Origin of the sequence: Rhodopirellula maiorica SM1, assembly GCF_000346295.1 — a bacterium.
In the GTDB taxonomy this organism is placed as follows: domain Bacteria; phylum Planctomycetota; class Planctomycetia; order Pirellulales; family Pirellulaceae; genus Novipirellula; species Novipirellula maiorica.
In genome coordinates, this window is sequence record NZ_ANOG01000524.1 from 1 (window position 1) to 2,327 (window position 2,327).

The window sequence follows — 2,327 nt, forward strand, 5'->3', positions numbered from 1 at the left end:
CCCCTTCCATCTGCATTCTCGCACGCAAAATGTCTCAATCTCAATCGTCTACGGGAAAATCGTCCACCCCCCGGACCATGCTCGACAAAATCTGGGACGAGCACGTCGTCTATCAAAACGAAGCGGGCCCCGCGATCCTGTACGTCGATTTGCACTTGGTTCACGAGGTTACCAGCCCGCAAGCGTTCGAGGGACTGCGTCTGGCTAATCGTCCGATTCGTCGTCCCGAGCGAACGATCGCGACCCCCGACCACAACGTCCCCACCAGCGACCGTAGTTTGCCGATCGCCGACCCGATCAGCCGCAAACAGATCGAGACGCTACGAGAAAACTGCAAAGAATTCGGCGTCACGCTGTTTGACATCGACGATGTTCGCCAAGGGATTGTGCACGTTATCGGCCCTGAAAACGGCTACACCCAACCCGGCATGACGATCGTCTGCGGCGACAGCCACACCGCGACGCATGGTGCATTTGGGGCATTGGCGTTTGGAATCGGCACCAGCGAAGTCGAACATGTGTTGGCGACTCAGACCTTGTTGCAATTCAAACCCAAAACGTTTGAACTTCGCGTCGACGGGGCGCTCTCGCGAGGCGTGACCGCCAAGGACATGATCCTGTATTTGATCGGCCAGATCGGCACCGCGGGCGGCACCGGTTACGTGCTGGAGTTCACCGGCGATTGCGTTCGTAATCTGACGATGGAAGAACGGATGACGGTGTGCAACATGTCGATCGAAGCGGGTGCTCGAGCCGGCATGATCGCGCCGGACCAAGTCACCTTTGATTACTTGAAAGGTTTGCCGGAAGTTCCCAGCGACTTTGACGCCGCCGTCGCTCGCTGGAAATCGTTGCCCACCGACGCGGGTGCCACTTACGACCGTTCGAACGTCTACCAAGGCAAAGACATCGAACCGCAGGTGACGTGGGGGACCAACCCCGGGCAAGTGCTCAGCGTCAGTGCGTCGGTTCCCGACCCGGCTGATTTCTCGGATGCAACCGAGCAAAAATCGACCGCTCAAGCACTCGAGTACATGGGATTGACCGCGAAAACCAAGATTCAAGATGTCTCGCTCGATCGCGTCTTCATCGGATCTTGCACCAACGCTCGAATCGAAGATTTGCGAGCCGCAGCCGAAGTGGTCAAAGGCCATCATGTGTCCAGCAAGGTCAACGCGATGGTGGTACCGGGCAGCGGGCAAGTCAAATTGCAAGCGGAAAAAGAAGGTCTCGATAAGGTCTTTAAAGAAGCGGGATTCGATTGGCGTGAAGCCGGTTGCAGCATGTGTTTGGCAATGAACCCTGACAAATTGGCACCGGGTGAACGATGTGCCAGCACCAGCAATCGCAACTTTGAAGGTCGACAAGGCAAAGGGGGGCGAACGCATTTGGTCAGCCCCGCGATGGCAGCGGCCGCCGCGATCGCCGGCCGTTTTACGGACATCCGCGAATGGGACTTCAAGTCGCTATAGACTTCCCGCTCGGCCGTTCGCACCGTCACTTGTAAGATCTAAAAAAACTACACTCCCGCTTTTGATTTCCGACCTTAACTCATGCAAAACTTCACCGTACACACCGGAAAAGCCGTTACGCTGGACCGCGCCAACGTGGACACTGACCAAATCATTCCCAAGCAGTTCCTGAAACGGATCGAGCGAACGGGGTTTGGCCAGTTCCTGTTTTTTGATTGGCGTTTTCTGGACGACGGAACCACGCCGAATCCGGAGTTCGAACTGAACAAACCGGAAGCCCAAGGAGCTTCGATTCTGCTGGCACGCCAAAACTTTGGCAGCGGCAGCAGTCGTGAACATGCCGTATGGGCGCTGGACGACTACGGTTTTCGCGCTGTGATCGCTCCCTCGTTTGCCGACATCTTCTTCAACAACTGCTTCAAAAACGGCTTGTTGCCGATCGCGTTGTCCGAAGCTGATGTCGACGAATTGTTTAAACGTGCGTCGGAGAACACCGACTACGAATTGACGGTCGACTTGGAAAAGCAAACCGTCACCGACAAGCTTGGGTTTGAGCGCAGCTTCGAAGTCGACGCCAGCCGTCGGCACAACATGCTGAACGGGTTGGACGATATCGCGTTGACGCTTCAGCACGAAGAAAAGATTTCAGCCTACGAATCCGCTCGCACCTGGTAGAGCACCGGGGAACGCGTGCGACTGATTTCTAATGTCATCGACATTAGCTAGCGGTGCGGCGCAAGCCGCCCGGTTGCAGCGGGTAAAACGATCGATCTCGACCGGGCGGCTCGCGCCGCTCCGCTACCCCGACCTAGCTAGCGCCAGCCAACCGTAGATGCCCAATGTCATCGACATTGG

2 protein-coding genes are annotated in these 2,327 nt (G+C 56.6%); both read left to right on the top strand.

Annotated elements, in window-relative coordinates:
* Nucleotides 1-29 precede the first annotated feature (29 nt).
* Nucleotides 30-1,472, top strand: a complete 1,443-nt coding sequence (gene leuC / locus RMSM_RS16650; protein ID WP_040767523.1) for a 3-isopropylmalate dehydratase large subunit — start codon at nucleotides 30-32, stop codon at nucleotides 1,470-1,472.
* 81 nt (nucleotides 1,473-1,553) lie between these two features.
* Nucleotides 1,554-2,147, top strand: a complete 594-nt coding sequence (leuD, locus tag RMSM_RS16655; RefSeq protein ID WP_008698588.1) for a 3-isopropylmalate dehydratase small subunit — start codon at nucleotides 1,554-1,556, stop codon at nucleotides 2,145-2,147.
* Nucleotides 2,148-2,327 lie beyond the last annotated feature (180 nt).

Excerpts from the sequence above, each read along its gene's own strand:
- leuC (WP_040767523.1), top strand. The coding sequence starts at position 30 with ATGTCTCAATCTCAATCGTCTACGGGAAAATCGTCCACCCCCCGGACC.
- leuD (WP_008698588.1), top strand. The coding sequence starts at position 1,554 with ATGCAAAACTTCACCGTACACACCGGAAAAGCCGTTACGCTGGACCGC.